We start from the raw sequence: 26,077 nt of genomic DNA, 5'->3' as shown, positions 1-26,077 counted from the left end.
CCTCCAGATTCTAATAGGCGTTTTCTTTAAGGTACGTTATCATTTTATTAGCCATTTTATTTGCAACTCTTTTTAAAGCGATTTTTATATTTTCCTTGTCTTTTTCAGATACGTCAGTCAATTTATTTACAATTCTTTGAAATTCTGTGTTATAAACTTCATTGGCATATCTACTTACTTCTTTTATATAAGGCTCTATTTCAAGTGTTTTGTACCATTTTTCAAATTTATCCACTTCCTCTTTCACCATTTTTTCAATAACGGGAATAAGTGAAAGCCTCTCTTTTTTGTTTTCCTCCGCTGTCTTTTTTAGATCGTCAATAGTATAAAGACTTACCCCTTCTATTTGTCCTATTCTTGGGTCTATATCCCTAGGAAGAGCTATATCTACCATGCAAATTTTTCTTCCATTGTAAACTTCTTTAAACTTTTCATAACTTATCGTATAATGAGGAGCATTTGTGGCACTTATTACAATATCACTACTGGCAATGTAAAGATATTTTTGTTCATAAGGCACAACATGTATCTCTGGAATTTGCTCCTTTAATTGGATAGCTTTTGAAAAAGTCCTGTTTGTAACAAATACATCAGCACCCTTATCTATGAGATTTTTCATAGCATTTTGCCCCATCTCGCCAAGACCTATCACAAAAGCCTTTTTGCCTTTTATATCCTCAAATACTTCTTGAACAAATTTAACTGCAATATAGCTTATAGACAAAGCCAGATCTTTTATACCCGTATCTGTACGAGCTTTTTTCCCAAGAGTTACTGCATCTCTAAAGAGTTTAAAAAATATCTTTCCGGAAGAGTTGAAAGTCTGTGCGGTATCTATAGCCTCCCTCACCTGTGACAATATTTGGTCTTCACCTACTACCATAGATTCAAGTCCACAGGCAACTCTAAAAATGTGTTCCACTGCATCAAGTCCGTAAATTTGCCTTAAATATTTTATGAAATCTTCTTTTAAGCCAAAGTAATTTATGAAAAAATCTTTTACTTCATCCGTGGATATTTTTTGTGAATAGAAGTAAATTTCACTTCTGTGACAGGTGGAAAGTATTACAACCTCTTCCAGTCCCAACTCTTTTAATTTTATTAATGCCTCTCCAATATCTTTAAAAGAAACTTTTTCTCTCAATTCTAAAGGAGTATCCTTATCTACTCCCACCATCTTAATATTATTTATGTCCACTTTTTGTCACCTCATTTATGAGACTATCAACATCTGTTACTACAACAGGATAATTTACATCAGGCCTTTTTATTAGAATTACAGGAATACCCAGCATTTTAGCAGCTTCAAATTTTTCTAATACTCCTCCCACAATGCCACTTTCTTTTGTTACAATTACTTCTGCATTCCTTTCTTTAAACATTTGATAATTAAGCTCTTTAGTAAAAGGGCCCTCCATCGCTATTATATTTTTGGGTTTTAATCCTAAATTTTCACACTTTTTTATGACGCTACTTAAAGGAAGCACTCTTGCCGTCACCTTTTTTCCTATTTCCCAGAGAACCCTAAATTTTTCGAGGTTTTTACTACCTACAGTCAAAAAAATGCTGTCGTATTTTTTACATTCTTCTGCTGCCTCTTCAAAACTTTTAACTACAATCGCTTTGTAGTAATATAGACTTTCTCTTTCATACCTTATATACTTGATACCAGTTTTGTTACAGGCATTTATAGCATTTATGCTTACATCTTTTGCAAAAGGATGAGTTGCGTCAACTACAATGTCTATATTGTTTTTATAAATAAAATTAACGAGGCTTAGTTCATCCATTGCCCCTTTGTGAACTTTAATTCCCTCACTAAAAAGACTTGCACCATAATCTGTCACTGTACTTGCTATAACCCCAAAACCTTTAAGCTTTAATCTTTCTGCAATCTCCCTTCCGTCTTTTGTACCTGCCAAAACCAGTATCACAGTACATATCCCCTCGGCGTTACCATTTTGCCATTTTCTACATAAGTACTTTCATTCCCTATTATTACAATCGTCCTCATGTCAATTTCATAATTTGCCATTTCTTTTAAAGTGGTGATTATCACTTGTTGTCCCTCTCTTGAAGCATTTTTCACTATTCCTACAGGGATATCCTCTTTTTTGTATTTCATAATAATTTTCTGGGCTTTCATAAGGTTTTCCGGCCTTTCTTTGCTCTTAGGGTTGTAAAGGACAATTACAAAATCAGCTTGTGCTGAAAGAGCCAATCTTTTTTCTATCACCTGCCAAGGTACCAAGTGGTCTGAAAGACTTATAACTGCAAAATCCTGCATTACAGGTGCTCCCAGTATAGCTGCCGCAGCATTTAGAGCAGTTACTCCTGGTATTACTTCTATTTTTAAATCTATGTTTTCTTTATGGACAACCTCATACATAAGCCCTGCCATGCCATATATGCCTGCATCACCGCTTGACACAATGCACACATTTTTACCTTGTAAAGCTAACTCCACAGCTTTTTTAGCCCTGTCAATTTCTTTTCTCATCCCTAATGAAATTACCTCTTTGTCCTCAATTAAAGGTTTAATAAGGTTTATATAAGTAGTATATCCTACGACTACATTACATTCTTTTAAGACATTGTAGGCTTTAAGAGTCATGTCATTTATATCACCGGGACCTATTCCCACGACTTTAATCCATCCCATGTCAATCCTTCTTTCTTATATATGGCAAGTGTCATCCCATTCTTCTTAAGATATGCTATCTCTTTGCCACCGCTACTAGCTAAATAAGCAGAAGGCCTTGCAACACTTCCAACTCCCACGGTATGAAAAACAAAATCTGAGATAGGAAATTTATCTTCTACTTTTTTTAAATCTTCTTTTGTGTAAAACACAAGAGGAACTTTCAAAAATTTTGCCAAATGCTGTATCCCTTTTTCTTCCTTTTTTATGTCTATAGTAGCAATTGACTTGATGCTTTTTAAGCTTAAATTTAACTTTTTAAAGGTTTCACTGACAAAGAGAAACAAATCCTCAAAAGCTATTCCTTTTTTGCATCCTAAGCCAATAACTATATTTTTAGGCCTTAATATTACATAAGGTTTTTCTAACGGTTTTTTTATTTCTTTGTCAGTTATGTAAACAAAAGCGTCAACTTGACGGTCATCTCTGTTTTTTAAATAATCTTTTAGCAAAGGTATTTTCTCTGCATCTTCATCAAGAATGAAACGCACATTTTCTCCATTTACAAAGGCAGCGCTAACCTTTTTTAAATCTTCTTTATTTTCAATTTGGTACCCGTAGTCCTTAGCAATAACGTCAAGGGATATGACTCCCTCTACATCTGTTGCAGTTGTTATGACAGGCTGCGCTCCAATTATAGAAGCCACTTTGAGCGCAAGTCTGTTTGCACCTCCCACATGTCCGGACAAAAGGCTTATGGCAAACTTCCCTTTTTCGTCTACTACCACAACAGCAGGGTCAGTAAATTTATCCTTCACAACCCCTGCAATTGCCCTTACCACAATCCCTGTAGCCATTACAAAGACCAACCCTTGATATTTTCTGAATATTTTATGGACAAAGTCTATAAAATCTTCTTCTATTGCGTAGCCTTCAGGGGTTGAGTATTTTTCTTTTACATATACATCCCCTTTTAATTTTTGGCCAATCTCATTCGCCAACTTTGATGCATTTTTTGTAAGAGCGATTATCGCTACTTTCATAAATTTTCCTTCTTCCTGAAGCTATGAGAAAATTCCCTATCATAAAGCTTTGAATAAGACTTCACATCTTTTAAAAAATCTCCTACAAGTATCATAGCTGTTTTATTTATTCCCTTTGATTTGACCTTTTGTGAAATGTCATTGAGAGTACCTGTAACAATCACTTGGTCTTCCCAAGTAGCTTTGTACACAACTGCTACAGGTGTAGTCTCTTGGTAACCTTCTTTCAACTCTGAAACGACTCTGTCAATTTCTTGCACACTCAGAAATATCGCCATGGTAGCTCTATGACGGGATAACTCTTTTAATTCTTGCTCTGGAGGCACTTTTGTCCTTCCGCCTATTCGTGTTATAATAACCGTCTGGGTTATTTCAGGAACCGTCAGCTCTTTTTTCAAAACTGCCGCTGCTGCCAAAAAAGAACTAACACCGGGAATTACTTCATAATCTATATTTTCTTCTTCCAGCCTCACAATCTGTTCATGTATGGCACCGTAAATAGCAGGATCTCCTGTGTGTATTCTTGCTACATCTTTTCCCTCTTTATGAGATTTTACCATAAGTTCAATTATTTCATCAAGGTTCATTAAAGCGCTGTTGTAAATTTCAGCCTCTGGTTTTGCGTATTTCAATATCTCTTTATTGACAAGTGACCCTGCGTATATGATGACATCACAAGCCTGTATTATCTTCATCCCCTTTAATGTTATAAGTTCAGGGTCTCCTGGTCCTGCACCAATAAAATAAATCACGGCTACTTCACCTTCTTTGCAATAATGAGTGACAAATAATCTATCTTTTTCCCTATATATCTATCAAGGTCACAGGATATTTTTTCATCTTGATGGCCGCACTTTATCACAAGGTATCCTTTGAACCTTTTTTCTTTTAGAAGATTTACTATTTCCTCGTATCTTCTCGAAATTTTCATTAATACCACGTTATCAAACATATCAAGAGCTTTTGAAATTTCCGTCACATCTCCTGATGAAATCACTGCAAAAGTCTCGTTTCCCTCCGCAATTGGGATATTTAACCTTGAGGCGGCTGCACTATAGGAGGTAATTCCAGGAATGGTCTCTACTTCGTAATCCTTAATTCCTTTTAAAATGTATATGTAGGTACTGTAAATCATGGGGTCTCCTATTGTTATAAAAGCTACGTCTTTCCCCTCATCAAGCAACTCTTTGATTTTTTTAACATTTTCTTCCCACTTTGTTTTGAGGTCTTCTTTTGAGTAGGTCATGGGAAATTCCATAAATATTACATCGCCTTTTATATAAGGCTTTGCAATCTCATAAGCAATACTTCCTTCTCCTTTGCTTGTAGGCGCTATCACCACATCTACCTTTTGAAGTATTTTTACAGCTTTTAAAGTAATAAGGCTTTCCTCCCCCGGTCCTACTCCTATGCCGTATAATTTTGCCATTCTATCCCTCTCTTTTCGCCGTTATTATGTAAACAGGATTTCTAGCTATCATCATCGTTTTATTTCCTGCTTCTTTTGAAACTGAAATATTAACACATATCGTTTCAACACTATATCCTTTTTGTTTAAAATAATGATTAGCTGAATATGCTGTATCAAGTGTAATCCCGTTTACTACAACTACCCCTTCCTCCTTTAATTTAGTTGTAGCAATGTCAAATATTTGATACATTTTATCCCCTGTACCTCCAATAAATATCCTGTCAGGAGATGGCAAATCTAAAAGGGCATCAGGCGCTTCACCAGCCACCACAACAATATTTTCTACATTAAATCTTTTGATATTTTCATTTATAAGTTTTATTCCTTCTTCTTCTTTTTCTATAGAATAAACAACACCTTTTTTTGATATTAAAGCAGCCTCAATAGAAATAGAACCTGTACCTGCGCCAATGTCCCATATTATACTGTCTTCTTTAAGCCTCAACTTAGATATTGACAAAGCCCTTATTTCTTCCTTTGTCATTGGCACATTGCCTCGTACAAAATATTCATCAGGAATTCCCGGTGTCATGTATTGCCACATGTTATCACCACTACATTTAAATCAAATTTTTTATTACAGTTTAAAAGTTCCTCTACTGTAAAAGAGTAAATCCTCTCGATGTCATAAGACAGATTTTCACCAACGTGTATTTTTCTGTCATGCAAATTTCCCTCTTTCAATAAGGCTGCAATAAATTGTGGTGTATGTGTGTTATCAGTAAAAACAGCGACTTTTTTGTTTTCTTTTACTTTTTTCACCAAATCCTCACTGCGTCCGTGCAAGCTTACCACTGTCAAATCATTCATTGTTATTTTAAGTTTTGCACACATGTATTGTATTGAGCTTATGCCTGGAATTATTTCTAATTGGCTTTTGTCCACATATTTTAAAATTACTTCGGTTATGCCATACAAAGAAGGTTCTCCCGATGCTAAAATGACAATATTGCCTTCTCTGCTTAGTATACTTTGGTAATCTGTTGAAGCGTTTATCACAATCTTTTCGCAATCAATATCTTCAAATTCTTCAAGGTGGCGTCTTCCTCCTACTAGCACATCCGCTTTTTTTATTTTTTCAAGTGCATAGGGGGTAATGAATTTCTTGTTTCCCGGCCCTATTCCCACAATCGTCACCATTCTACTTTCTCTCCTGCTTTTGCAATAATGCCTCTTTTCAATGAAATGAGGTGAACTTCGATATTTAATTTATCATAAACATACTGCTTACATTTCATGTAGACCCTGTCAGCGATAAACTGACTAAAGTCTTTTATATTGACTCCCGCTTTTTCTATTATATCGAGGGCTTCTTCAGTTGTATTTGAATCCAGAACTTTGTCAACAGTCTTTTTATCTGCACCAAAATGGGCCGCATAAGCCGCCATTATTTCTGCTCTTGCATCTGCAACATGGCTGTGGGTATCAAATATCCCTGCTGCTACTTTTACGAGTTTCCCTATATGCCCTGCCAACACCACATGTGCAAAGCCGTACTCTACTGCTTTTTCCAGCATAAATCCTAAGAAATTCCCATAAGATATGATAAGCCTTTCTTCAAGGCCTTCTTTCATAGCATAATCTTTGCCGTAATTTCCTGGAGCAAAAACTACCTTTTTATGTCCCTCGGCAGAAAGAATAGAAAGTTCTAACTCAAGAGAAGATTTTAAAGCTTCCTCCGACATAGGCTCTACAATTCCTGAGGTACCAAGTATTGATATTCCTCCAACTATTCCAAGCCGCGGATTAAAAGTTTTTAAAGCCACCTTTTCACCACCTGGCACGCTTATGGTAATTTTTACACCTTTCCCTTCCGGCAGTACTTTTTTGACTTCATTTAAAATCATGGACATTGGAACAGGATTAATAGCGGGCTTTCCAGGGTTTACGGGTAGCCCCGGTTTTGTGACAACTCCTACTCCCTCTCCTCCGTAAACGTCAATTCCTTCTCCCTCTTTTAATTCCACTTTTGAATATATTATAAGCCCGTGAGTTGCATCAGGGTCATCACCGCCGTCTTTTCTTATGCCACATTTTACCCACCCATTTCCTGACGTCACATCTAAAACATCAAGTATAAGGTGCCACCCCTTTGGTGTATCTATCTCTACTGTGTCTATTTTCTCCCCTGTAAAAAGCATGTAGGTAGCCGCTTTTGAGGCAGCAGCCGCACAGGAGCCAGTAGTATACCCGTATCTCAGCTTTTTACCTTCTTTAATTGTATACACTTCCATAATTCCCCCCACTTTTGCGCCTGTCTTTTGTATTAATCACCCATCATGTACAAAAGAGCATTGACTATAGCTGCCGCTATTGTACTTCCACCTTTTCTTCCTTCCGTTATTATGTAGGGCACTCCAAGTTTTTTTACTTCTTCTTTCGCTTCTTGTGCTCCAACAAAACCGACAGGAACGCCAATTATCAAATAAGGCATTACTTCACCGGAATTTACGAGTTCACAAAGCTTAAAAAGGGCTGTTGGAGCATTGCCAATGGCAAATATCTTGTTTCTTCCATCTTTTGAGGCTATAACCATTGATGCCATTGACCTTGTAATGGCGTACGTTTTTGAAAGCTCCTCTACTTGTGGCATGTCAATGTAACATTTGACACTTGCTCCTATAGATTTTAAAGCCTTTTTGTTTATTCCCGCTTCAGCCATTTTTGTATCTGTAACAATTGTACATCCCTCTTTTAAGGCTTTTAAACCTGCATCTATTGCTCCATCAGAGATTTTTATTATGTGAGCAAAATCAAAGTCTGCCGTCGCATGAATTACCCTTTTTACAATCATAAGTTCTCTTTTTTCAAACTTCATCTCGTCAATATTTTTACTTATTATTTCAAAACTTCTCTTCTCAATCTCTTTAGGGTCAGTTATATAATTCATATAAAACAACCCTTCCCCATAAGGCAAACTTTTATTCTACCTCTTTTGCTCTTTCAAGTATTATGTCTACGATCCTGTCATCATACCCTATAGACTTTGCAAACTTAATCTTTAAACCCGGATATTTTTCTTTTTCTTCTCCAAAAACCTCAGGTATATCATGTAACACATGGTTTCCTTCAAATAAAAACATAGGAACTGCTATGATATCGTAAATTCCTTCTTCGACAAATTCTCTTATGGAAGTAGATATATCAGGCTCATTAAATTCCATAAAACCTGCTTTTACATTTTTAGTATTTTTTAAGTTCTTTATTTTTTCTACAACCTTAGTAACTACATCTTTAGTCTCTTCAACACGACTTCCATGTGCTATTATTAATAATCCCTTTCCCATAAAAATCTCTCCTTTTTATAATGACACACTTACAAAGCAAATGAGTGCAGTAAGCTCTGCCAACTCATTCACTGCCCCAAGAGTATCCCCAGTCATACCACCTATTCTCAGCGAAATATACTTTGATACAATATAAGTAACAAAAAGCGATATAGTAAGAATTTTTACAAAAACCGCTAAAGGCAGTATAAAATAGCTTGTAGCAATTGAAATAACAAAAGCAATGACAAATTCCCTTATCCCTACTTTGCCCAGCATGAGTCCTCCAAGCCCTTTTCCACCTCTTGCAGATTTAGTTATCATCATAGAAAACACAATGGACAATCTCCCAATAATTGGGGTAATTAAAAGTGCTGTTAAAGTAATATTTTCGTGTATATTGGTGAGAAATAATATCTTTAAAACAACCATAAAAACTAAAGCTAAGACTCCATTTGTGCCAAGCCTTGAGTCTCTCATTATCTCAAGTATTCTCTCTTTATCCTTATTGCTAAAAAGGCCATCAAAAGTATCCGCAAGCCCGTCAATATGCATTGCTCCTGTTAAAACATAAGAAAAAGCTACAATAAAAGTCATTACAATTTCCCGGGAAAAGAAATTCTTTAAAGCAATATAAAGAAGTGAGAGGATACCTCCTATAACAATTCCGACTATTGGAAAATAAGATGCTATTTTATAAAACTCACTTTTTTCAGCATCAATTTCTATTGGTATAGGAAGGCGCGTCATAAATTGCATCGCAAGTACCAATCTTTTAATTTCTTCCATAAGGATATTGCATCCCTTTCAATCATCCCTTTATTTTAAGAGGTATTCCTGAAACCATTAAATAAACTTCATCTGCAGCATCTGCGACTTTTTTATTCATCCTGCCTGCTATATCTCTAAATATCCTGCCCAGTTTGTATTCGGGCACTAATCCCATTCCCACTTCATTTGTCACGAGAATTATATCTCCTTTAAAGTCCTTCTTAGCAGTCAATATTTCATCCACTTCATCGGCAATCTGATTTTCTATATTATCAATCTCCTCTATTCCTGCATTCTCCCATGTTAAGTCAACTTCCATTAATAGGTTTGTAATCATAACTGTAAGGCAGTCAATCAATGCGACTTTGGCATTGCTTTTTGATATTACATCATATAAATTTTTGTAGACTTCTTTTGTCTGCCAAAAAGGTGGCCTTCTCTCTTTATGCCTTCTGACCCTTTCCTTCATTTCTTCGTCAAAAGGAATAGAAGTAGCTATATAAAGGACACTGTTTCCTCCTTTTTCTAAAGCTAATTGTTCAGCAAATTCACTTTTGCCAGACCGTGCACCGCCTGTGATCATAACAAGGCTCATTTATATTACAACCCTTTCTTTATCTTCTACCAAGTCTTTTATATCTATTTCTTTCAAAGCCTGTATCAATTTTTCATTGTCTTCATGTCTTTTTATAGCAACTCTAAAAAAGCTTTTGTCCAGATATCTAAAATTAGAAGCATCTCTTATGAGAATTCCTTTTTTTAGAAGTATTTGTTTAAGGTCATTTACCCTTCCTGTTCTTAACTTTAACAATATAAAATTTACTTTTGTATCAAAAGCAACTAAATAATCAATTTCTCTTAAAGCATAAAGCATATAATCTATTTCTTTATTTACATATTCCCTTGTTTTTTCTATATAAGCTTCATCTTTAAATATTTCCCTACCTACAGCATCTGCAAAAGCATTTACTGTCCAAGGCTCTTTATGCTCTTCCAGTTTTTGTATTAAAGAAGAGCTCCCAATCCCATATCCCAGCCTCAACCCCGGCATACCAAAAAATTTCGTTGCCGCTCTTACAACAAACAATTTATCATGCTTATTTATAAGAGGTAAAGCTTCATAATTTTTATAGTCTTTCATAAATTCAATAAAAGCTTCATCTATCATGACAGGTATATTCAAAATCTCAGCTTTCTTTAATAAAATTCCTATTTCCTCTCTAATTATGGCTTGTCCTGTAGGATTGTTAGGATTCCCAATGATTAAAGAATCCGCCTCTTCCATTTGTGAAAGAAGCTTTGCGAGATTCATTTTAAATCCATAGTCTTCTTCCAGCCTGAAATATATCGGTTCACCACCGTTTATGTGGACTGCCCTTTCATATTCCAAAAAAGCAGGAGACGGAATTAGGGGTCTTTTCACCTTAAATGCTCTCACAAAAAGATGTATGAGCTCTGTCGCCCCATTCCCAACAATTATATTTTCTTGCGAATACCCCACATACTGTGAAACAGCCTCTTTAAGTTTTCGATATTTTATATCCGGATATTTCGTTAAATCAACTTTTTTGATAATATCAAAAATCCATTCCGGAACCCCAAGAGGATTTATATTTGAACTAAAATCAATTATTTCTCCTTCATAATCATAAACATTTCCACCATGCTCATAAGGCTTCATTTAAACACCTTCTTTCGTTTGCGCTAAATCAGCACACCGATATATGTTAATGGTTTATCTGTCAGTCCTTTAATAGATACTGTATCTTCCTCACTGTGCACTACAAGGCAGCAGGTGGATGGCCCTCCTGATTTTAATACATCAAGATATTGTGGAAAATTTGCCTCCACCTTTAATCCTGATATCTTCTCTAATATGCCAATTTCATATTTTATTCCTTTTGAACCCACAGGTATTGCTTCTATTATTTCTTTAGAGTTGGAAATTTTTATATAGTCTTTCAATGTAAGCACATCCTTTGAGTTTAAGACCTCACTTCCCACGCGGGGATATCCTAAAAGAGAAACATGCATACCTGCTTTAACTTTTTTTATCTTTAAATCGCAAACATTTGCTTTTGCTATTACAGTAATTCCTATACCTGTCATAGATGTGGGAAAATTTTCTTCAGTACTTCCTGTAAAAACTACGTCTAAAAGCCCGTTATCCTCAAGTTCATTTTTTATACCTTTTAAAATTTTTTCTCCCGTGGGATTCATTTCAACAGACAGAGTATCTGATATGACTAAGGGTTTTGCTCCTACACATAGTACTTCCGAAAGAGCTACTTTTACAGTAGTCCTTCCTACAATCTCTTCATCAACTTTTAACACATCATTCTCTTTATTCCCTATTGCTCCAAGGCTGTCACAAGATATCACATATGCTACATCATTTTCATAAATTACAACTAAATCTCTGTATCTCTCAATCACTTTTTATTCCCTACTCCTTTTCGGTATCGCTTTGTAAATTAACGCTGCAAGAAATACATTTGCAAACGACGCAATTGTTAAGGGAAGTACCCATGCCGCAAAAAATCCCCATCCGAATATGGGCACAAACAAAAGGGTTGCAACAGGTCCATTTAAGATGGTAGCAACAATTACTGCAATATAGATGTTAAATTTTCGATAAAAAAATCTAAACAAATAGGCATATAATGCCATTTGCACTGCTATGTATATATGATTTGTAAGCCCTAAAGGAAATCCAGAAGTAATTGCTGTAAGCATGTGCCCTAAACTTATCACAAGGGCTCCATACCAACCTCCAAGGTATAATGCGGCAAAGTATCCTGGCATTGAATCGAAAGCAACTGTGTTAAAAACTTTTATGAGAGCACCTATTGCACTTAAGGCTATAAGCATAGCAACAAGAGTAAGAGTCTTTACATTTTTTAATGTATTTGCTTTTTCTTTCACATCAATCTCCTCCCTATATAAAATACTACAAGCCCCAAAAATGAAGTCATGTACATTATTTTGATGCTGTCTTTTATATGCTGTGGATCAATTTTTTCTTTCCCATCCCCAAGAGTTGGTTTAATTTCAGGCTTTCCAAAATAATAATTAAGACCTCCCAGTTGTATATTTAAAGCACCGGCAACTGCTGCTTCTCCGTGAGCACTGTTTGGACTTTGATGTTTCAACCTATCTCTTAAAAAAATCCTCCAACTATTTTTATAATCATAGCCTAAGAGAAAAGCAGCCATAACAATCAAAAAACCTGTTATGCGAGCAGGGATAAAATTTAATATGTCGTCAAGTTTTGCAGAAGCAAAGCCTAAATCTATGTATTTTTCATTTTTATAGCCTACCATAGAATCAAGAGTGCTTGCCGCTTTATAAAAGATAGCCAATGGCGCACCTCCTATAAACGCGTAAAACATAGGGGCTATTATACCGTCTGATATATTCTCTGCAACTGTTTCTATCGCTCCTCTGGATATATTCTCAACATCAAGCCTATCTGTATCCCTACTGACTATATAAGATAATCTTCTTCTTGCTTCAACTATATCTCCTTTTGTCAAGGCTTCGTATACTTTTCCTGCAGCTTTACCAAGGTCTTTTGTAGCAAGACAGGTATATATAATTAAAACGTCGAAAGCATATTTTAAATATGGATGTATAAGTCCTGCAATATAAAGTAGTGCATATGTTGCTGCAAATGCCAAAGTTACTGTAAGTCCACACAGTATAAAACCTGCTATTTTTAAAGCTCTGTTGCTTTTAGCATATCTTCTAAGTATACTCTCTAAATGTGATACCACTCTCCCTATAATTCTTACAGGATGAGGATATCCTTCAGGGTCTCCTATCAACAAATCTAATAAGTAGGCTAATACCACTTCCATTAATCTCTATACCTCTCCATAATTTCATAGACTTCTTTCATGTCGATACTTTTTCTCACAATATCTGCAAGCTTATCATATTCTCTTTCTTTAAATTCTTTGTAATCAATAATTTCCTCTATAGGAGAAAGTCCTTTTGATTTTCTCACAATATTTATAAATTCCCTGACAAACTCTCTATTTTCAAAAATTCCGTGTATGTAAGTTCCAAACACTTTTCCATCATCGCTTATACAACCGTCATAGACTTCGATTTTTTCTCCATTTCTATGAGTTATTACTGAAAAAGGCTGACAATCTCCCAAAATTCGACTTTTCCCCATGTGTATTTCATATCCCTCTACAGCAATATTTCTAAGAGGTGATAATATTGATGGTAAATTATTGCGAATAACCGCCTTAATTTGGGTTGTTGTCTTTTCATTTTCAATTACAGTCTCTACATCCAAAAGTCCCAGTCCCTCAATTTCTGAAGTTGTACTTTCAATTCTTCCTGGGTCTTTAATGACTTTTCCCAGTATTTGGTATCCTCCACAAATGCCGACTATAAATTTCCCTTTTTTTCTCATTTCAAAAATTTCCTTATCAAGCCCATATTTCTTCAATGCTTGCAAATCTCCAATTGTGTTTTTTGTTCCCGGAATTATAACAACATCACAATCTCCAATCCTTTCCCCTTTATTCACATAGCGAAGCTTTATTCCGGGAACTTTAGCAAGAGGTTCAAAATCCGTAAAATTCGATATGTGGGGAAGATTTATAACTGCAATCTCTATATCTCCTTCTGTACTCCTGCGATAAAATCTCTCCGTCGCCCCATCCTCTTCATCAATGTGCACATCCATATAAGGGACAACACCTAAAACCTTTTTGTGTACAATGTTTTCTAACATCTCCAAACCTGGCTTTAATATTTCAATGTCTCCTCTAAACTTGTTTATAAGTACACCTTCAATGCGATTTCTCTCATTTTCTTTTAAAAGGAGCAAAGTGCCAGCTATTGAAGCAAATACACCTCCTTTATCAATATCTCCTACTAGAAGTACTGGTGCATTTACCATCTCTGCCATACCCATGTTTACGACATCTCTATCTCTTAAATTTATTTCTGCAGGGCTTCCAGCGCCTTCTATTACTACAATGTCATTTTGACTTGCAAGAAAATCAAAGTCCTCTTTAATAAACTTTAAAAGCTGTGGCTTAAATTGGTGGTATTCGGCTGCAGACATGTTTTTATAAACTTTGCCTCTTAAAACAACTTGGCTTTTTTTGTCAGAACTGGGCTTTAGAAGTATTGGATTCATGTGATAAGAAGGCTTAACTCCTGCCGCTTCCGCCTGCATAGCTTGTGCTCTTCCTATTTCTAGTCCTTCATCGGTTATATAGGAATTCAAAGCCATGTTTTGAGACTTAAAAGGGGCTACTCTGTAACCATCTTGCTTGAAAATCCTGCAAAAAGCGGCAACCAATAAGCTTTTGCCAACAGATGATGCAGTCCCTTGTATCATCAATTTAAGTGCCATATTAATCCTCCTGAAAAGCATTTGAGTTTCGGTATTGAACACATTTGTCAACAAACCTCTTGACAGCCTCTTTATATGTGTATAAATTTATATGAACATACGTCGCCAGGCAATTTTTATGCACAAATCCACATTCCCAAGCATTTTCTTTTCCCGGTTTATGCACAACGTATGAGGCTTTCTGTGAAAAACCTTTTATTATTGAGTGGTGAAACTCATGCCCTTTTATTTTATCCCCTTTTCTAAAAAGGACGTTATCTTCAATAACTTCTGCCTCAACATAGCCAAATCTCTGAAGCCTTTTAGTCATGACAGTTTCAAAATCGTAAATTCCTGCCATTTCAAAAGTATCTCCTTGTAAATCTGTTATGCTTTTTGTAAGATACATAAATCCACCACACTCTGCATATGCAGGCATACCAGAATCTATCGCATCTTTAACCGATTTTAACATTTTTTTGTTTTTACTTAGTTTTTCTGCGAAAACCTCTGGAAATCCTCCCCCTATGTACAAACCCGATATTCCATCTGGTAACTTATAAGCTTTAAGAGGGCTAAAGGGTACAAGCTCTGCTCCCATTTCTTCAAAAAGTTCCAAACTCTCTTTGTAATAAAAGTTAAAAGCCTCATCAAACGCATATCCTATTTTTACCCTTTTTAAATCATGGCCCTCACCAATCGTGTTTCTAAATGTATTTGAACAGTCAATTACACTTACATTAAGAATTTTTTCTATATCAATGTATTTTTCAATATAATCATATAAGGTATCAAACTTGTGTTTAATTTCTGGCATCTCATATATCGGTACAAGGCCTAAGTGTCTTTCTGGCAAATCTAATTTTGGATCCTTTGGAAGATAGCCAAAAACCTCAATACCTAAATCTCTTGTTATGCATTCTTTCAAAAGAGCATAGTGTTTTTCACTTCCAACTTTATTTAATATCACCCCTTTAATTTTTACTTCCCTGTCATAGTGCATATAACCCATTATTAAAGCTGATACACTTGTCGCCATAGAAGAAGCATCTACAACTAAAATCACAGGAATATCTAAAATTTTCGCAATATGGGCACTGCTTCCCTTTTTTGTAGTATCAATCCCATCGTACATTCCCATAACACCTTCAATTATAGAAATGTCAGCATTGCAGGCATTTTTGTAAAAAAGCGATTTAAGGTTTTGTTCCCCCAACATGTATAAGTCAAGATTGCAGGAAAAATTCCCTGTGACATATCGGTGATAAGCAGCATCTATATAATCTGGACCTACTTTAAAAGGCTGAACTTTATACCTTTTTGACAGCACTCCCATAAGCCCAAGGCTTACAGTAGTTTTACCTGCCCCTGAATGGGTGCCTGCAATCATTACAGCTTTACACAACTTTGAGTTGCTCCTTTCCATTTAGCGATGGAATAACGTAAGGAGTATGGATGATGGGATTTTCAAACACTTCCACATCTATTGAAAAGGCTGATTTTATGTTGTTCAATGTTAAAACATTTCTGGGAGACCCAGATGCTATTATTTTGCCCTCTTTCATTATGAAAATCTCATCACAAAACTGTGAAGCGAGGTTAATATCGTGAAGCACGACAATTACAAGTATCCCTTTTAAGGATAAATCTTTTACAAGAGACAGTATTTCAACTTGGTATTTTATATCAAGGTGAGAAACTGGCTCATCCATTAGTAAAATTCGAGCTTTTTGTGCTAATGCCCTTGCTATATATACCCTCTGCCTTTCACCACCGCTTAACTCTTTTATGCTTTTGTCTTTAAACTGCCATGTATTTGTAATTTCCATGCACTCTCTTACAATATCTCTGTCTTCTTTTCTCTCCGACTGAAACCTCTTAAGATAAGGAATTCTTCCCATCATTACCACGTCATAACAGCTAAATTCAAAGTCGTAAACTATATCTTGAGGCACATAACCTATATATTTTGCCTTTTCTTTTATAGTAAAGTCTTTGATATTTTTCCCTAACACAAAGACATTTCCATAAGTTGGCGTCAAATATCCTGATATATTCTTTAAAAGTGTAGTCTTGCCACTTCCATTTGCACCAATTATCCCTATCACTATGCTTTTATTTATTGTGAAATCTATCCCTCTTAAAACTTTCCTTTCCCCATAAGAAAAATGTAATTTATCTACCTTTAAAATAGCCATATCATCACATTCCTTCACTTTTTTGTTTGCTTTTTATTAACAGATATAAAAAGAATGGTCCTCCAAATGCCGCTGTAATTATTCCAATTGGAATTTCCATTGGCTTTAAAATAATTCGTGCTAATAGGTCTGCAAAAGTCAAAAATATTGCTCCTGATATTGCACTAAAAGGTACCAAAACTCTATTGTCAGGTCCTACAATAAGCCTTGATATATGAGGCACAATAAGTCCCACAAAACCTATAATTCCACCGACTGATACAGCTGTTGCAGTAACCAATGACCCTGTCACAAGAATTATTTTTTTGACCAATTCTGTATTGACACCTAAATGTTCGGCAACTTCTTCTCCTGTCAATATCGCATTTACATCCCTTGAAAATACATACATCACAAAAGAGCCAATTACTATTATAGGAGTAGAAAAGACCACACTATTCCAAGTTATGAGGCTAAATCCTCCCATAGTCCAAAAAACAATTCGAGAAAACTCATCATGGTTTAAAAGCATCATGAGAGAAATAATTGCAGACATAAAAGCGCTTATGGCTATTCCCGCAAGCAACATTGTGGTCATGGATACTCTTGTGCTAGTTCTAGAGATAGTGTACACAAAAAACACAGTCATTAAAGAAGTAACAAATGCCATAAAACTCAGTCCAAATATTCCAAACCCCAATATTATCGCAATAGTAGCACCAAAAGCCGCTCCTGATGATATACCCAAAACATAAGGGTCTGCCATTGGATTTCTCAAAAGCCCTTGAAAAAACGCCCCTACAACTGAAAGTCCCATTCCTACAACTGCTGATTCAATTACCCTTGTAAGCCTTAAATTAAGTATTATCGTCCTGGAAGTTTCACTGCCACCGCCAAAAAAAATATTTAAAATTTCCCGCAGGGGTATTTTTACCGCCCCTGCAGAAATTGATAAAATCATGGTAAAGACAAGCAGTGAAAAGGCTGTACCAAAATATATACCTCTTTTGAATTTCACTTTACTTAAATGCCTCCGGATGTAAGAATTTTGCAATTTCTTCAAGTCCTAAAACAATTCTATTAGAAGCTCTTGATATTATGTCATCATTGCTTATCACAAATATCTTGTCATTTTTAACAGCGTTTGTGTCTTTGTATCCTGCCATGTTTTTAATGTCTTTTACATTCCCTGCATGAGGAGATGTTATTATAACATCTGGATTTTTCTTAACTAACTCTTCTACGCTGTACTGCGCCCAACCATTTACATCCTCTGCAACGTTTTTGCCACCTGCAAGGTTTATAAGCTCATCAATAAATGTGCCTTTACCTGCTGTCCAGTTTCCGTCAAGAGAGACCAGATAAAATACGCTGACTTTTGGAAGCTCTTTGACTTTGTCATTTATTTCTTTTATTTTATCTTGCATTTGTTTGATTATCTCTTCACCTTTTTTCTCTGTCCCTGTTATTTGGCCTATTATTCTTATAGACTGATATATCTGGTCAATATTTTTTGCCTCCAACATTACAACAGGGATACCCATCTTTTCTAAAGATTCCATTTGCTCTTTGCCTGAAAGAGTGGAAGCAAATATTATATCAGGCTTTTGAGCAGTAATCGCTTCTACATTTGGTCCTTTAAAACCACCCACTTTGGGTACATCCTTGACCTCAGGTGGATAATTGTCAAAGTCTGTGACACCCACAACCTTATTTCCTGCTCCTAAAGCATATATAAGTTCTGTGATAGAAGGCGCAAGAGAAACTATCCTTTGGGGCTCTTTCTCTATAGTTACCTCTTTTCCCAAAAAATCAGTAACCTTTAAAGGAAACTGAGTTTTTACGGTTTCAGTCGCTGTTTGAGAAGTGTTTTCTGGTTTAGTGACAGTGTTTGTTGAACAAGCTGCAAGGTAAAAAGCTAAAACAAATACCAACAATAAAGCAAGTAATCCTTTAAAGTTTCTCATACGTCCCCTCCTAATTTAAATTTTTCAAGTATCAAAAAAGGCCTACCCTGCGGAGGTAGACCTTTTTTGCCAAAATTAAGCATAAAAATTCCATTCCACCTTCCCTCCGAAGGCGAACTTTCGAAATCTTATGGCAGGTCTCCTGGCTCGCGATTCATCTTCCACCCTGCCTTCCCACCCGGCACATCTCTTGAGTGCCAAGCAGTGGCGTTATTAGGGCTTCATCCTCGCTCACAGTAGCGGGGGCTGCGCGGGATTTTCACCCGTCTTCCCTTTTAACCTTTCGGACCATAAGATTTTTTGTATTCACTTGTACACCTATATTTTACATCTACTTATCATTTAAGTCAATTCCCTTGTTCATGACTATCTATTTACCTTGAAAAATATGTATCAAGTTTCTTATAATAGAGTCAAGGATATCTCCTCTAAGAGAACCAATGAGCGATTCAATGCGTTCAACATCTACAGCACGTATTTGGTAACAACCGGCCTTTTGCCTTCCTGTTCATGCCCCTTTGGAATATGAGTAGGAAAAGAAAGAAGGAGGACGTCTCCCGGTTTTATATCATTTTTCATCATCAGGTCTTCCTCCTTCAATAATTAGCTATTTATCATCTGTTTTTTAATCTTTTAATGGGATATTTTCAAAAATTATGTATTTCTCTACACCAGCTTTACGCGCATTGTATTTTGACAATTTAATAGCATTTTTATTAATATCATAGCCTTTTATGTTTAAGCTCACATCTTTTTTAATGGCATTGTGAGCTTCTTCTCTTGCTTGTTTCCATAATTTACTTGATATTCTCCCCCATTTTTCGGAAACAAATTGCCTTTTTAAACCTGGTGCAAGATTTATTCCAATCATAGCTGCTCGATTGGAATCGTTCCAGAGCCACAAAAGGATTAGAACGGCATAAAGCCATCTCATCACCTACAAAAGTGACCTTCCCATTCTCTACAGTGACATCTGTATACCCTAGCTCTTTTAGCTCTCTTGCAGTTATTGCTTCAACACCAAAAAGAGTAGATGCTATAAATTCTATTTTTGACATATTTTATCTCCCTTTACCTCTAAGTTTAACTAATTTAACCTTATTATATCACTTACATTTATAAGTATATATCATTTTTTTCCTTTTATCTTGTTTTTATTATGATATGATATAATTAAATAATAATAAGTTAATGATAGAGGATGGAGGGTATCTTATGCCATTGCCAGAAAAAAATAAAAAATATACTTATGCCGACTATTTAACCTGGTCTGAAGAAGAAAGATGGGAAATTATTAATGGTGTTCCCTATCTACAAGCAGCTCCAACATGGCAACACCAAGCAGTGTTGTTAGAACTAGCAAGACAATTTGCAAACTATCTGCAGGATAAATCTTGCAGAGTATTTACTGCTCCTTTCGATTTGCGAATACCAGAAGCAAATGAAAAAGATGAAGAAACTACCAATGTAGTACAGCCTGATATAATCATTATATGTGATAATTCAGGGCTTAAAAAGACAGGTTATTATGGAGTTCCAGAATTAATTATAGAAGTAGTTTCTCCTTCAACTGGTCAAAAAGATAAAATAGAAAAGTTTAATTTATACGAAAAAGCAGGGGTAAAAGAATATTGGATTGTAGAACCTGATGAAAAGGTGGTTATGGTATTCACACTTGAGGAAGGACGTTATGGAAGGCCTCAAATGTACTCTGAAGAGGATAAAGTAAAAGTTAGTATATTTGATAACCTTGTAATTGAGCTAAAACCTGTATTTGAGAGAATATAAAAAACAAACTGAGGGTGTTTCTAAAGTCCCCTCAGTTTGATAAAAATCTAGTTTAGCGGCTGGCTCCTCCGCCTCCGGCAGAACCTCCGCCAAAGCCTCCCCCGCCGCCAAAACCTCCGCCGCCGAAGCTACCACCTCTAAAGTCTCCAAATCCTCCTGAGCCAAAGCTTCCTGGACCCCACCAGTTTCTTCTTATATTTCTTCCTCCTCTTCCAAAGATAATAAATATTAAAATGAGTATAATCACTGCAGCAATATCTTCCCACGATATACTGCTATCATTGCTACTTGTATTGACACTGTATTCGGAAACATCCAGCCCCTGAAGGTCTATATTGTACTCTTTTGCAACCCTTGAGGCTACGGCCATATAACCAGCATATATGCCTTTAGAGTATTCACCTTTTGCCCAAGAAGTTAAAACAAAATCGTCTAAAATCCTTCCTGCAACAGAATCAGGTATTGCCCCTTCCAATCCATAACCTACCTCAATTCTCACTTTGCCAGCTTGGCCTTTTAAAAGTCTGTCTTTTACCACTAAAAAAAGAACACCGTTGTTTTTCTCTTTGTCTCCTATGCCCCAATTTCTAAAAAGGGCAAGAGAATATTCCTCTATTGGGTAATCTCCAATAGTGTCAACCGTTACTACTATTATTTGCGCCTTTGTGGCATCATCTAAAGCTTTCCCTACCCTTTCGATCTCTTCTATATCATTTTGGGACATAAGCCCCGCATAATCGTATACATATCTAAACTGAATAGGTTTAGGTGGAACATCAGGTGCAGAAAAAGCTATGGAATTAAAAAATAATAATAAAAAGGCAATTGCAATCAAAAAAATTCTCCCTTTCATTTTGCCTCTCCCTATCTCAATATTTTGTTTAATTAAGTTTTTAAAATACTATTTTAATGTATTTTCCTTCTTTCTATTTGTCGAATTTATTGTACTTATTCTCTTAATGTCGAAATAAAGTTTTTAACGTTGATATAATATATCTTGTATAATTTGGTTTTGCTTTTTATAATTTTATTTAATTTTACTCATGTCTAGTATATTAGCATAGATAATAATAAGTATCAATACAAATTTTTAAAATATGTTGGCTTTTCTAAAATTAGGTTATATTATTAGCCGGAGAAGCGTTAAGCCTCAAATAGGAAGATGTTGATTTTAAAAATAAGCAAAAAGAAAGACATGGCTTTTAAGACAAATGTTAGACATAGTGTGCAGGAAAAAAAATATAGAAAGAGTTTTTGCAGAGGTAAGGAGGATATTGAGAATTGAAGAATCTGAAGCATATAAAATGACATTGAAGAAGGGTATAAAAGAAAGTCCTTTTTTGGAGCGTTTTTCTTTTTTACAAAATTTCCTGAAGCGTTTTCCATGCCAGTAAAGCACATTTTACGCGGGCAGGAAAGTCAGACACACCCTGCAGTACTTGTGCATCACCTAATTCATCTAAATTTACATCTTTTTTGTGTATCATGTCTATAAATTCTTGAACAAGCCTTAAGGCTTCTTTCTTATCTTTTCCCTTTATAAGGTCTATCATCATAGAGGTTGAAGCCTGGCTTATGGCACACCCATGACCTGTAAAAGATGCATCTTCTATAATGTCTCCATTCATTTTTAAATAAAGAGTAATATTATCGCCGCAAAGGGGATTGTAACCTCTTTCTTTGTGTGTTGCATCTTTCAGTTCTTTTTGATGGGGAGAATTTTCGTAATGTTCCATTATAACCTCAGAATAAAGCTGATTTAAATCACTCATTTAAACCACTTCCTAACTTTTTTAAGTCCTTCAACAAGTGCGTCAATATCGTCAAAGTCGTTGTAAAGATAAAAGCTTGCTCTTACAGTTGCCGGCACCTCAAGGTACCTCATTAAGGGCAGACAACAGTGGTGCCCACTCCTTACGGCAACTCCTTCTTCATCAAGAATTGTAGCAACGTCGTGAGGATGGACACCTTCTACATTGAAGGAAATTATTCCTCCTCTTTCCTTGGCATCTTTAGGACCATACAATTTTACAAAGTCTAATTCTTTCATTTTCTGAAGACCATACTCCAAAAGCTCGCTTTCGTGATGATATATATTGGAAAGCCCAATTTTTTCTATATAATCTATTGCAGAAACAAGCACACAAGCCCCTTTTACGTTGGGTGTACCTGCTTCAAATTTAAGAGGAGGAGGCGCAAAAGTTGCACGGTCTTCAAAGACTTCGTCTATCATCTCTCCACCTCTTAAAAAAAGAGGAACATCTGAAAGTAAATCTTCTTTTATATAAAGTACACCGATTCCCATAGGTCCTAACATCTTGTGAACCTGAAAAAGCGAAAAAGTCACAATCTATTTTTTGTACGTCAACAGGCATATGAGGTACACTTTGTGCTCCATCTATCAATACTTTTGCTCCGTATTTGTGGGCAATATGCGTAATCTCCTCTACAGGATTTATTATACCCAAAACATTTGACATGTGCTGCACAGCAACTAATTTTACTTTGTCTGACATTTTTTCTTTGAAATCTTTCATAGAAAACCTAAAATCTTCATCAAGGTAGACATATTTGAGTCTCGCCTTTTTAGCTTCCGCTACCATTTGCCATGGAAGCATATTGCTGTGGTGTTCGGCTATTGTGAGTATTATTTCGTCTCCTTCGTTTATATATTTCATCCCCCAAGTATATGCTATAAAGTTTATTGATTCTGTAGTATTTCTCGTAAATATTATGGATTCTACACTTTTAGCATTAATAAATTTTTTTACTCTTTCTCTTGCCTCTTCATAAGCCTGTGTGGAAAGAGCGCTTAAATAGTGTGGGCTTCTGTATACATTGGCGTTTAGCTCTTCATAATATTTATCCATAGCTTTTATAACGCTAATTGGCTTTTGAGTTGTGGCAGCATTGTCAAGGTAAATAAGCTTTTTCCCGTGAGGTTTAACATTTAATATGGGAAAGTCTTTTTTAATCTTTTCTATATCAACATATTTCACTTTAAAATCCTCCTCCATATATGACCCTTCTAAATTATTTATTGCGAAACCAGATTATTTTAAGATTATTTTAACACCTTTTGATTTATTTCACCTGTTAGGATATTTGATGTCCAAATTAATATCAATTTTCTTCCTAGCCTGCCTTAGAAAAAGTTCTCCTTCTCTGGTGAGCTCATAATATGTGTGATTGCGATGCTTAACACTTTTTCGTTGTCGGTGGTAATATTTTACTATTCTTCTTTCCACACGCTTGATTAGCCCTCTCTCTTCCAAACTTTGAAGTCGCTTTCTGCTTTCTTCCAAAGATAAACCTAAGCGCCTCGCCAGAAATTTTGCATATTCTGGACCAAGCTTTTTGAGGTAGGCAAGGATAGTTAAATCAAGAAATTCCTCTTGGTCATTGTTTACTGGCATACTTTTCTCTCCTTCATTATTGATTTACTACTAAGTAGTTTGATTTTTAAATACTATGACTTAGTAATAAATCATATTACTGAGCGTTTATATACCAAAAACTTTTTCAGCATTGTATCTAGCAATTCGAGCAATGAGTTCCGGGGAAGCTCCGTTCAATTCTAGATACCGTACAGTTTTGGGTACGCTCAGTGGATCATTAGGTTTTAGATTGCTGTAATCGCTATTTAGTACACCACGTTGGAAACGTTCCAGATGATTAAGCAATAGTTGAGAAGTAAACCCCTCCTGGTGAATTGTAAGGCCAGGCACAGCCCCAAAGTCTTCGATTAAGTCAATAATATCTAAATTAGCATGGTCTATTATCATTTTTCCGGGTTCCATTCCTACATTAGTAGCAATCTCAATTATTTTTTCGGTAATTTCCACTCTATTCTGTGGCGGAGTATGAATAATTACTGGAACCTTATATTCCTTAGCAATCTTCAATTGCTCACGGAAAACCTCCTCTTCCCGCTTGTTTTCCTCATGCAACCCGATCTCACCAAGACCAATGACACCACTCATTTTAAGATAGGATGGAAGAGCATTGATTACCCTGGACCAGTCGTCGGGTATTCCCATGGGATGAATGCCAATGGTAACATAAAGTTTAATACCATTTTTAGCAGCATTACTCATAGAAAGAGTTAACATCTGATGGAAATGATCAAAGAGTGTTTCTGCATGTTTTGCCCCAAAAAATAGGGAACAGCCAATAATTTTCTTTACTCCGGCCAATGCCATGCTCTCCCATCCTTCGAAGGGAAGTAATGAAACATGTACATGAGAATCTACAATTTCCTTCATCAATCTTATTCACCTGCCTTATTCTAGAAACCACTTCAAGTTATAAAAAACTTCTTTTTAATAAATCAGCTTTATCATCCATAACTGATACTCCTCTGCTTAATAAAACCGCTTCCGTTTTTAGATTCAGTCCCGAAAAAACAGCTACAAAAGTACTGAAGGTGTTAATAAAGGGCATACTACAATGGTAGTAGCCCATAGACTTTAGATTATTCAAAAGATGGATATTATTTATGTTTATATCTAACTGTGTACAAATAGTATGGCGTATATTCCTTACTGTTTCTCCTTTAACATTAACGTTGGGTTACGGGTTTTACATTAAAATTAGACCTGTATTCGGTTTCTGTCCATAATACTCTTTCAGCTACCATAGCTTCTGGGTTTAGTTTGACATCTTTTAATATCATTTCTTTAAACTTGTTATATCCCACTCTGTCAATAAGGTGTCCACCATGAATGTACTCAGGTTTGTTGTTCATAACATAAGCAGAAAATGTTTCCCAGTTTTTAAGTACACCTAAAACCACATCTTCTGTAACCCAGTTTAAAAAGATTTTTCCCATACGAGGTGTTTGCTTTCCTGTTCTGCCGCCGATCAATACCCTGTAGAATTTTTTAGGGTTCCTGGTCCAAGCCCCGGTTGGGCACACAAGAACACATTCGCCACAGCCGACGCAGCAGCAGGTGTCTTTGACGATTTTTCCTTTTTCTACAGATAAAACACGCGTTGCATGACGAGCACACGCTTCTACACACTTTTTACACCCTATACAGCGCTCATAATCGTATTCCGTTTTTGTGATGCCAATTATACCAATATCACTAACGTGAGCTTTAGCACAGTCGTTTGGACATCCTGCTATATTTAATTTTATATGATAATCACTGGGGAATATAATCTTTTCTATCTTTCTGGCAAGGTCAGTTGTGTCAATATTGGCTTTTATACAGTGGCGATTGCCTATGCAAGCCATTATATTACGAGCACCTATGGTCGGATACCCGTTGTCATCAACTACCATATCAACGCCGCATAAATTTACTTCAATTTCTTCGATATATGGTCTTATATATTTGTTAACCTCATCTATATATTCATATTTGATCCCTGGTATTGAAATTGTCTGTCTGACACCCAGGTGAAATTCTCCGTTTCCCCAGGTTTCCGCAATATGCTGAAAAAATGACAGATATTTAGCATCTATAACACCACCGGGAACGCGTATCTGGAGCATGAACTCCCCGCGCACTTTTGACTGACGGTAACAATTTCTTCTAACCTTTTTTATATCTATATCGTAACTCATGTAATTATCCCTCCGA

At 35.8% G+C, this 26,077-nt stretch carries 30 protein-coding genes, 2 pseudogenes and 1 riboswitch; of the genes and pseudogenes, 1 reads left to right on the top strand and 31 read right to left on the bottom strand.

Going from position 1 to position 26,077, the window contains the following annotated elements; translation table 11 throughout:
• Window positions 1–10 precede the first annotated feature (10 nt).
• The 25 genes and pseudogenes from hemA to TMATH_RS12565 form a co-directional block, all read right to left on the bottom strand.
• On the bottom strand, window positions 11–1,198 hold the full coding sequence (gene hemA, locus TMATH_RS02160) for a glutamyl-tRNA reductase (protein WP_013149812.1): 1,188 nt from the start codon (window positions 1,196–1,198) through the stop codon (window positions 11–13).
• Window positions 1,185–1,934, bottom strand: a complete 750-nt coding sequence (gene cobK / locus TMATH_RS02155; protein WP_013149811.1) for a precorrin-6A reductase — start codon at window positions 1,932–1,934, stop codon at window positions 1,185–1,187. Before cobK ends, hemA begins: the two co-directional genes overlap by 14 nt.
• Window positions 1,931–2,662 (bottom strand): precorrin-3B C(17)-methyltransferase, encoded by a 732-nt coding sequence (cobJ, locus tag TMATH_RS02150; RefSeq protein ID WP_013149810.1) that lies wholly within the window; start codon window positions 2,660–2,662, stop codon window positions 1,931–1,933. Before cobJ ends, cobK begins: the two co-directional genes overlap by 4 nt.
• Window positions 2,635–3,684, bottom strand: coding sequence for a cobalt-precorrin 5A hydrolase (cbiG, locus tag TMATH_RS02145; protein WP_013149809.1), 1,050 nt, complete (start codon window positions 3,682–3,684; stop codon window positions 2,635–2,637). Before cbiG ends, cobJ begins: the two co-directional genes overlap by 28 nt.
• On the bottom strand, window positions 3,681–4,436 hold the full coding sequence (gene cobM / locus TMATH_RS02140; protein WP_013149808.1) for a precorrin-4 C(11)-methyltransferase: 756 nt from the start codon (window positions 4,434–4,436) through the stop codon (window positions 3,681–3,683). Before cobM ends, cbiG begins: the two co-directional genes overlap by 4 nt.
• A gap of 2 nt (window positions 4,437–4,438) precedes the next feature.
• On the bottom strand, window positions 4,439–5,113 hold the full coding sequence (gene cobI, locus TMATH_RS02135) for a precorrin-2 C(20)-methyltransferase (RefSeq protein WP_013149807.1): 675 nt from the start codon (window positions 5,111–5,113) through the stop codon (window positions 4,439–4,441).
• Window position 5,114: 1 nt separating this feature from the next.
• Window positions 5,115–5,699 (bottom strand): precorrin-6Y C5,15-methyltransferase (decarboxylating) subunit CbiT, encoded by a 585-nt coding sequence (cbiT, locus tag TMATH_RS02130; RefSeq protein ID WP_232192605.1) that lies wholly within the window; start codon window positions 5,697–5,699, stop codon window positions 5,115–5,117.
• Window positions 5,684–6,295 carry a precorrin-6y C5,15-methyltransferase (decarboxylating) subunit CbiE gene (gene cbiE / locus TMATH_RS02125; protein ID WP_013149805.1) on the bottom strand — a complete coding sequence of 204 codons (612 nt, stop codon included), beginning with the start codon at window positions 6,293–6,295 and terminating at the stop codon, window positions 5,684–5,686. The genes cbiT and cbiE overlap by 16 nt, the downstream gene beginning before the upstream one ends.
• Complete coding sequence (gene cbiD / locus TMATH_RS02120) at window positions 6,289–7,389, bottom strand: cobalt-precorrin-5B (C(1))-methyltransferase CbiD (protein WP_013149804.1); 1,101 nt, start codon at window positions 7,387–7,389, stop codon at window positions 6,289–6,291. Before cbiD ends, cbiE begins: the two co-directional genes overlap by 7 nt.
• Before the next feature lie 32 nt (window positions 7,390–7,421).
• Window positions 7,422–8,045: a precorrin-8X methylmutase gene (locus TMATH_RS02115; RefSeq protein WP_013149803.1), complete on the bottom strand. Its 624-nt coding sequence runs from the start codon at window positions 8,043–8,045 to the stop codon at window positions 7,422–7,424.
• 31 nt (window positions 8,046–8,076) lie between these two features.
• Window positions 8,077–8,442, bottom strand: coding sequence for a sirohydrochlorin chelatase (locus TMATH_RS02110; protein ID WP_013149802.1), 366 nt, complete (start codon window positions 8,440–8,442; stop codon window positions 8,077–8,079).
• A gap of 15 nt (window positions 8,443–8,457) precedes the next feature.
• A complete protein-coding gene (gene cobS / locus TMATH_RS02105) occupies window positions 8,458–9,210 on the bottom strand; it encodes an adenosylcobinamide-GDP ribazoletransferase (RefSeq protein WP_013149801.1) in 753 nt (250 codons plus the stop codon).
• Between the two features lie 22 nt (window positions 9,211–9,232).
• Complete coding sequence (gene cobU / locus TMATH_RS02100) at window positions 9,233–9,787, bottom strand: bifunctional adenosylcobinamide kinase/adenosylcobinamide-phosphate guanylyltransferase (RefSeq protein ID WP_013149800.1); 555 nt, start codon at window positions 9,785–9,787, stop codon at window positions 9,233–9,235.
• On the bottom strand, window positions 9,788–10,873 hold the full coding sequence (gene cobD, locus TMATH_RS02095; RefSeq protein WP_013149799.1) for a threonine-phosphate decarboxylase CobD: 1,086 nt from the start codon (window positions 10,871–10,873) through the stop codon (window positions 9,788–9,790). It abuts the gene before it with no gap.
• 23 nt (window positions 10,874–10,896) lie between these two features.
• Window positions 10,897–11,628 carry an AIR synthase related protein gene (locus TMATH_RS02090; RefSeq protein WP_013149798.1) on the bottom strand — a complete coding sequence of 244 codons (732 nt, stop codon included), beginning with the start codon at window positions 11,626–11,628 and terminating at the stop codon, window positions 10,897–10,899.
• A 3-nt stretch (window positions 11,629–11,631) separates the two neighbouring features.
• The gene (locus TMATH_RS02085; RefSeq protein ID WP_013149797.1) at window positions 11,632–12,117 is read right to left on the bottom strand and encodes an ECF transporter S component; all 486 of its coding nucleotides are present in this window, start codon (window positions 12,115–12,117) and stop codon (window positions 11,632–11,634) included.
• Window positions 12,114–13,052, bottom strand: coding sequence for an adenosylcobinamide-phosphate synthase CbiB (cbiB, locus tag TMATH_RS02080; RefSeq protein WP_013149796.1), 939 nt, complete (start codon window positions 13,050–13,052; stop codon window positions 12,114–12,116). Before cbiB ends, TMATH_RS02085 begins: the two co-directional genes overlap by 4 nt.
• Window positions 13,052–14,575, bottom strand: coding sequence for a cobyric acid synthase (locus TMATH_RS02075; RefSeq protein WP_013149795.1), 1,524 nt, complete (start codon window positions 14,573–14,575; stop codon window positions 13,052–13,054). Before TMATH_RS02075 ends, cbiB begins: the two co-directional genes overlap by 1 nt.
• Window position 14,576: 1 nt before the next feature.
• The gene (locus TMATH_RS02070) at window positions 14,577–15,959 is read right to left on the bottom strand and encodes a cobyrinic acid a,c-diamide synthase CobB (RefSeq protein WP_013149794.1); all 1,383 of its coding nucleotides are present in this window, start codon (window positions 15,957–15,959) and stop codon (window positions 14,577–14,579) included.
• Complete coding sequence (locus TMATH_RS02065) at window positions 15,952–16,752, bottom strand: ABC transporter ATP-binding protein (RefSeq protein WP_013149793.1); 801 nt, start codon at window positions 16,750–16,752, stop codon at window positions 15,952–15,954. The genes TMATH_RS02070 and TMATH_RS02065 overlap by 8 nt, the downstream gene beginning before the upstream one ends.
• Window positions 16,753–16,756: 4 nt before the next feature.
• Window positions 16,757–17,749, bottom strand: coding sequence for a FecCD family ABC transporter permease (locus TMATH_RS02060; protein ID WP_013149792.1), 993 nt, complete (start codon window positions 17,747–17,749; stop codon window positions 16,757–16,759).
• A gap of 1 nt (window position 17,750) precedes the next feature.
• Window positions 17,751–18,698, bottom strand: a complete 948-nt coding sequence (locus TMATH_RS02055) for an ABC transporter substrate-binding protein (protein ID WP_013149791.1) — start codon at window positions 18,696–18,698, stop codon at window positions 17,751–17,753.
• 115 nt (window positions 18,699–18,813) lie between these two features.
• Window positions 18,814–19,006: riboswitch (cobalamin riboswitch) on the bottom strand.
• Window positions 19,007–19,163: 157 nt separating this feature from the next.
• Window positions 19,164–19,280, bottom strand: coding sequence for a type II toxin-antitoxin system PemK/MazF family toxin (locus TMATH_RS12130; protein ID WP_232192604.1), 117 nt, complete (start codon window positions 19,278–19,280; stop codon window positions 19,164–19,166).
• A 43-nt stretch (window positions 19,281–19,323) separates the two neighbouring features.
• Window positions 19,324–19,632: a hypothetical protein gene (locus TMATH_RS12125; protein WP_232192629.1), complete on the bottom strand. Its 309-nt coding sequence runs from the start codon at window positions 19,630–19,632 to the stop codon at window positions 19,324–19,326.
• 34 nt (window positions 19,633–19,666) lie between these two features.
• Window positions 19,667–19,756: pseudogene (locus TMATH_RS12565) on the bottom strand (hypothetical protein); the annotation flags it as partial.
• A gap of 157 nt (window positions 19,757–19,913) precedes the next feature.
• Between TMATH_RS12565 and TMATH_RS02040 the strand changes: the two are divergent.
• Window positions 19,914–20,486, top strand: coding sequence for a Uma2 family endonuclease (locus tag TMATH_RS02040; protein ID WP_012994480.1), 573 nt, complete (start codon window positions 19,914–19,916; stop codon window positions 20,484–20,486).
• A gap of 52 nt (window positions 20,487–20,538) precedes the next feature.
• On the opposite strand, the gene TMATH_RS02035 is transcribed toward TMATH_RS02040, so the two are convergent.
• From TMATH_RS02035 to asrC, 6 genes and pseudogenes are all read right to left on the bottom strand, one after another.
• A complete protein-coding gene (locus TMATH_RS02035) occupies window positions 20,539–21,339 on the bottom strand; it encodes a TPM domain-containing protein (RefSeq protein ID WP_013149790.1) in 801 nt (266 codons plus the stop codon).
• 505 nt (window positions 21,340–21,844) lie between these two features.
• Entirely contained in the window at window positions 21,845–22,258 is a 414-nt protein-coding gene (gene sufU / locus TMATH_RS02030; protein ID WP_013149789.1) for a Fe-S cluster assembly sulfur transfer protein SufU, read from the bottom strand.
• A pseudogene (locus TMATH_RS02025) lies at window positions 22,255–23,485 on the bottom strand (cysteine desulfurase). The gene sufU and the pseudogene TMATH_RS02025 overlap by 4 nt, the downstream one beginning before the upstream one ends.
• A 90-nt stretch (window positions 23,486–23,575) precedes the next feature.
• The gene (locus tag TMATH_RS02020; RefSeq protein ID WP_013149788.1) at window positions 23,576–23,902 is read right to left on the bottom strand and encodes a DUF2250 domain-containing protein; all 327 of its coding nucleotides are present in this window, start codon (window positions 23,900–23,902) and stop codon (window positions 23,576–23,578) included.
• Between the two features lie 87 nt (window positions 23,903–23,989).
• Complete coding sequence (locus tag TMATH_RS02015) at window positions 23,990–24,751, bottom strand: TatD family hydrolase (RefSeq protein ID WP_013149787.1); 762 nt, start codon at window positions 24,749–24,751, stop codon at window positions 23,990–23,992.
• A gap of 296 nt (window positions 24,752–25,047) precedes the next feature.
• Window positions 25,048–26,061, bottom strand: coding sequence for a sulfite reductase subunit C (asrC, locus tag TMATH_RS02010; protein WP_013149786.1), 1,014 nt, complete (start codon window positions 26,059–26,061; stop codon window positions 25,048–25,050).
• Between the last annotated feature and the right edge of the window lie 16 nt (window positions 26,062–26,077).

Origin of the sequence: Thermoanaerobacter mathranii subsp. mathranii str. A3 (genome assembly GCF_000092965.1) — a bacterium.
Lineage (GTDB): Bacteria > Bacillota > Thermoanaerobacteria > Thermoanaerobacterales > Thermoanaerobacteraceae > Thermoanaerobacter > Thermoanaerobacter thermocopriae.
This window is presented reverse-complemented; position numbering and strand designations above follow the sequence as displayed.